Below are 5,464 nucleotides of genomic sequence, written 5' to 3' on the forward strand. Positions count from 1 at the left end.
GCTAGCGGCGATCAGTTCGTAAGCGGTGAGGAGCGCAAGAGCTGGATCGAGCGGACGTTTGACGCGAGCGCGGTCGAGATGGAGGGAGCGAGCGTAGCGCAGGTGTGCGACGCGCTGGGCGTGCCGTTTTGCGTGCTGCGCGCGATAAGCGACGAGGCGGGACACAAAGCCGAGTTTGACTTTGACGAGTTTATGATAAAAAGCGCGCAAACGAGCGCAAATTTCGTCCTAAAAATGATCGAAAGGTTATGATAAACCTCTCCAAAAAACTACTTCGCCGCGTCGGACAAACCAACGCCAAATACAAGATGTTCGAGCGCGGCGATAAAATTTTACTAGCCCTTAGCGGCGGCAAAGACAGCATGAGCTTGGCGCACGTGCTAAAGCACTTCCAAAGCGTAAGCCCGCTTAGCTGGGAGTTTCGAGCCGTTACCGTTACTTACGGTATCGGAGAGGACCTGCGCGAGATAAGCTCGCATTTTAAAGAGCACGAGATCCCCTACGAGATAATTGATACTAAAATTTTTGAATTCGGCAAGGAAAAGATCCGCGCGAACACCACGTTTTGCAGCTTTTGCTCGCGTATGAGGCGCGGATACATCTACTCCTACGCGCTCGAGCACGGCTTTAATAAGATCGCCATCGCCCACCACCTCGACGACGCCGCGGAGAGCTTTTTTATGAATTTCACCTTTAACGGCGCGCTTCGCACCCTCGCTCCGCGCTACGTCGCCGAAAACGGGCTTGTGATCATCCGCCCGTTCATTCTCACGCGCGAGCGCCAAATCGCCGCCTGTGCTAGAGATAACGAGCTTCCGATTATGCGCGAGGAGGAGGTCTGCCCCGCGAGGCAATACGGCGGCAAGGAACCCACCGCGCGCGCCGCTACGAAGGAGCTTTTAGCGCAGTACGAAAAGGCCCATCCGAGATTTTTCATCAGCCTGCAAGCCGCCTTCGAAAATATCCACGAAGAGACCTTTTTCGAGCCTAAATTTTAAAATTTTAAGAGGTCTGCGCTCTCCCGCTCAGGTGAATTCAAAGCGCGCAGTTCTTGCGATAACATGAGTTTCGTACGCCTAGTTCGATTTTTTGGCTTGAATAAGCCGACACACGCAGAGCGGTTATCTTCCCCTGTGCTCAAACGGGTCGCGAGCCGCAGCGCGAGCGGTTGGCTTACTGCGTTTAAATTGCGGCGCGGGCGATTGCGCTCCTGCGTCCGAAGCTGTGCATACGAGCTTAGGCTGCACGCTAGAGCGGTTACGCCCGCTGCGCCCGAGGGCTGCGAGTAGGGCGGGTTGCGCCGCCTGCATCTACTTTTGCGAAACAGCTGCGGCTGCTTTCGGCGCTGCACTTTCGTCTTGCTCGGATGTCGTCCGTACCAAGCGGAGCCTTACGAGCAAGCGTTATGGGCTCGCAAAGCTCGCGCGAGAGATAGTTGTAGAAATTTCATCTCAAAAAAAATGCTTTAGAAATTTAATCCCGTAAAATTTTAAAATTTTATCGAAGGCTTTCTTTCGGGCTGCGGGTGCGGACTCGATTGCCGTGCGCCGTAAATTTAAACCACCCGCTCCGCTAAAGATAGTTTTAGAAGTTTATTCCGCAAAATATTTCAAAAATTTTACCTCGCAAAATTTTAAAATTTTAACGAAGCCTAATTCAAAATTCCAGCGGAGCTAAATTTTGAAATTTATTCTACAAAATTTTAAAATTTCAACGCAACCGAATTTTAAAATTTAACAAATCCGAATTCTGAAATTTTATCGTAGCCAAATTCCCGCTCTCGTTTCATAAACGTTACCTTTTGAAATTTCGCCGCTCGCGCCCGCTTAAATTTAACGCCGCTTCAAAATTCCTCAAACCCTCCGCTGTCGCACGCGCAGATCAAATTTTAAAATTTCGCACGCGCCGCGTACTTCTTAAATTTACACACTACGAAATTTTAACCGATTTTCGCTCCGAAATTTATGCCGCATTAATCGCCGCGGATATATAATAGCGAATGTCATATTTCACAAAGGAGTAAGCATGGCTACAATCCAACCAAGCTATAAGCTTTTCATCGACGGCGAGTTTGTGGGTGCCGAAGGCGGCGCGAGCCTAGACGTTTTTAATCCCGCTACCGGCGAGAAAATTTCAAAGATCGCAGATGCTAGCAAGGCGGACGTCGATAGAGCGGTTGCCGCGGCTCGCAAGGCGTTTGAGAGCTTCCGTCGCACTAGCGTTTATGAGCGCAGCGCGCTGCTAAATAAGATCGCCGACGTCCTAGAGCAAAACGCCGAGTTCATCGCCACCGTAGAGACTATCGACAACGGCAAGCCGATCCGCGAGACGCGCGCGGTCGACGTAGCGTGGTCGATCGAGCATTTCCGCTATTTTGCTGGCGTGATCTTGGGCGAGGAGGGCAGCGCGAATATGCTAAAAGAGCGCTATCTATCCGTCGTTTTGCGTGAGCCGATCGGCGTAGTAGGACAGATCGTGCCGTGGAATTTCCCGTTTTTGATGGGCGCGTGGAAGCTCGCTCCGCTGATTGCTGCGGGCGATACGTGCGTATTTAAGCCAAGCTCCGAAACCAGCCTTAGCATTTTGGAGTTCATCCGCCTAATCGCGCCGCTGCTTCCAAAGGGCGTCATCAACGTCGTAACCGGCAAGGGAAGCAAGGCAGGCGAGTTCGTCCGCACTCACAAAGGGCTTGATAAGCTCGCATTTACGGGCTCGACCGAGGTCGGCAGAGGCATCGCGTTAGCCGCGGCGCAAAAGATCATCCCCGCTACGCTTGAGCTTGGCGGCAAGAGCGCAAATATTATCTTTGACGATTGCGACTTCGACGTTGCGATCGACGGCGTGCAGCTGGGAATCCTTTTCAACCAAGGACAAGTTTGCTGCGCGGGAAGTAGGATCTTCGTGCAGGAGGGCATCTACGATAAATTCGTACCTGCGCTCGTGGAGAAATTTAAGCGCATCAAAGTAGGCGATCCGCTCGATCCGAACACCCAGATGGGATGCCAGATCAACAAAAAGCAAGCCGATAAAATTTTAGAGTACGTAAAAATCGGCGTAGAGGAGGGCGCTAAGATCGCCGTAGGCGGCAAGCGACATAGCGCGGGAGAGGCTTTTGTCGAACCTACGCTACTCGTGGACGTGCGCAACGACATGCGCGTGGCGCAGGAGGAGATCTTCGGTCCTGTGGGTGTCGTGATTAAATTTAAAGATCAAGACGAGCTCGTCCGCATGGCAAACGACAGCCTCTACGGACTAGGCGGCGCCGTATTTACGCGCGACATCGCAAAGGCGCTCACGGTCGCACGCCTGCTTGAGACGGGTCGCGTGTGGGTCAATACCTACAACCAGATCCATGCGGGCGCGCCGTTTGGCGGCTACAAAGAATCGGGCATCGGTCGCGAAACGCACAAGATGATCCTGGATCACTACACCCAGACCAAAAACATCTACATCGACACGATCTCTAAACCGAGCGGCTTTTACGAGCAGTAAGGGCTTAGCGCGGTACCTCGGGCTACGTTTCGGGCGGTTTGCGCCGCCCGAAATTTTATTCTGCTTGACTCGATTGAGTATTTAATTTTAAGATTAATATAGGCTCATCATTTGGCAGTAAATTTTTATTTGCCAACCTTATGCCTTTATAAACATTTATCGTGATTTTAACATTTGGTATGTCGGTAACTTTTGAAAAATTATTTAAGAGCAACTTTATATCATCATCTCTAGTGCCATAAATGTTTACTATGCTCTCATATCTATCGGTAATTTTTCCACAAGACCAAGAACCGCCTAGATGATTTAAATCTCTTATTCCTTCAAATATTATTTCTTCTGCTTTGTCGTTATACTGATTCCGACATTCCCTACCGTCGCAGCCGAATAATATAAATGCGGCGACTATCAAAAAGAAACACTTTGTAAATTTCAGCATTTCATTTTCCTTAATTTGATTTTGTGTCTAATTTTACGGTTAATATATTCTTGCTAAATGGTGGCGGAGTTTTGCTGCCCCATTTCCAATATCTTTCATAAACCGATATAGTGATTTTGACGTTTGGAATTTGTACCGCTTCTGCTACATTCTTTAATAAAGTCTCTAAATCATCGTTGCTAGGTCCGTAAAAATTTATGAAGTATTCATAGTTGTCAATAGACCCGCACGTCCAATCCCTATTTTCTTTATCCTTTAAATTATCAGTTATAATAGAAAACGCCTTATTATTGTATTCGTTGTGGCATTCATTACCGTCGCAGCCGAATAGAACAATCGCAAAAAATATTGCAACAAGAAATTTCATGGCGAAATTAAAAAATCCGCCTGTTTTTATAGTTTGATAACTACGATAGCAACCCATTTTCGCTCCTCAGATAAAATCCCTATATTCAATATTTTTATCACTCATTAAAATTTTTAATTTTTCAAAATCCTCTTTTGTTATATAGCTTAAAGGCAAAATAATCGAGCTTAGATTAAATACGATATTTGCCAAATTAAATTTTAGTTTTAGGCAAAGTGTTTCGCCTCCAGGCAGATACGCAAATGTAGCAATATATTTAATCTCATCATATTTTAGAATTCTTTGCCAAAAGATATATCTTACTATCACTTTATCTTCGTAGCACGCAATAAATTTAAAGCAATTCGGAATAACCGTCGTATAAAAAAGACCGATTAGCGTTATCCAGCCTACGATAGGAGCATAAGGCTTGTTAAGCATTATAAAAACAATGGCGAGATAAAATTGTAAAATTTTAACTACCGAATAAAAAGGTCCGTAAAAACGCCTCACCCTTTTTACGATTAGCAGCGGCTCGTCCGGTTTCGTATCGCTCATTTTCGCTCCTCAGATAAAATCCCTATATTCGATATTTTTATCACTCATTAAAATTTTTAATTTTTCAAAATCTTCTTTTGTTATATAATCCATCGGTATAACTATCGAGCAAATATTTAGTACCAAATTTTTAAAGCTAAATTTGAGTTTAATAAAAAATTTATTGTGCCCTAAAAAATATGTAAATATCCAAAAATACTTGATTTCATCAAATGGAATATCTCTTTGCCAGAAAAAATATTTCACGACCATACGATCATTGTAACATGCAATAAATTTAAAGCAATTCGGAATAATCTCCGCGTAAAAAAGCCCGATTAGCATTACCCAGCCTACGATAGGCGCATAAGGCTTGTCAAGCATTATAAAAATAACGGCTATGCAAAATTGCAAAATTTTAACTATCGTATAAAAAGGTCCGTAAAAACGCCTCGCCCTTTTTATGATTAGCAGCGGCTCGCTCGGTTTCGTATCGCTCATTTTATCTCCTTGCTTGCGTGTCGCATTACGGCTTTAAATTTAGCGCTAAATTCTATCTTTGCTACGCTTACGCAGCGTTTAAATTTAATCTCGCCGCAGCTACGGCTAAATTTTAAAATTTCAAATCCGCCGTTTTAAAGAGCCGTCAT

Annotated in this window: 6 protein-coding genes and 1 pseudogene; 3 read left to right on the forward strand and 4 right to left on the reverse strand. The window is 45.6% G+C overall.

Annotated elements, in window-relative coordinates; genetic code table 11:
- From Q0438_RS08070 to Q0438_RS08080, 3 genes and pseudogenes are all read left to right on the forward strand, one after another.
- Positions 1–252 (forward strand): annotated as a pseudogene (locus tag Q0438_RS08070) (5'-methylthioadenosine/adenosylhomocysteine nucleosidase); the annotation flags it as partial.
- Entirely contained in the window at positions 249–998 is a 750-nt protein-coding gene (locus Q0438_RS08075; RefSeq protein WP_299189987.1) for an ATP-binding protein, read from the forward strand. The pseudogene Q0438_RS08070 and the gene Q0438_RS08075, both read left to right, overlap by 4 nt.
- Positions 999–2,025: 1,027 nt before the next feature.
- Positions 2,026–3,492: an aldehyde dehydrogenase family protein gene (locus Q0438_RS08080; protein ID WP_297915464.1), complete on the forward strand. Its 1,467-nt coding sequence runs from the start codon at positions 2,026–2,028 to the stop codon at positions 3,490–3,492.
- 55 nt (positions 3,493–3,547) lie between these two features.
- Here Q0438_RS08080 and Q0438_RS08085 read toward each other — a convergent pair whose 3' ends face one another.
- The 4 genes from Q0438_RS08085 to Q0438_RS08100 are packed head-to-tail and all read right to left on the reverse strand — an operon-like array spanning position 3,548 to position 5,315.
- Positions 3,548–3,931, reverse strand: a complete 384-nt coding sequence (locus Q0438_RS08085; protein WP_299189988.1) for a hypothetical protein — start codon at positions 3,929–3,931, stop codon at positions 3,548–3,550.
- Between the two features lie 10 nt (positions 3,932–3,941).
- A complete protein-coding gene (locus tag Q0438_RS08090) occupies positions 3,942–4,355 on the reverse strand; it encodes a hypothetical protein (RefSeq protein ID WP_299189989.1) in 414 nt (137 codons plus the stop codon).
- Positions 4,356–4,364: 9 nt separating this feature from the next.
- A complete protein-coding gene (locus Q0438_RS08095; RefSeq protein WP_299189991.1) occupies positions 4,365–4,835 on the reverse strand; it encodes a hypothetical protein in 471 nt (156 codons plus the stop codon).
- Positions 4,836–4,844: 9 nt separating this feature from the next.
- Entirely contained in the window at positions 4,845–5,315 is a 471-nt protein-coding gene (locus Q0438_RS08100) for a hypothetical protein (protein WP_299189993.1), read from the reverse strand.
- Between the last annotated feature and the right edge of the window lie 149 nt (positions 5,316–5,464).

The sequence above is a fragment of the uncultured Campylobacter sp. genome (assembly GCF_938030785.1).
In the GTDB taxonomy this organism is placed as follows: domain Bacteria; phylum Campylobacterota; class Campylobacteria; order Campylobacterales; family Campylobacteraceae; genus Campylobacter_B.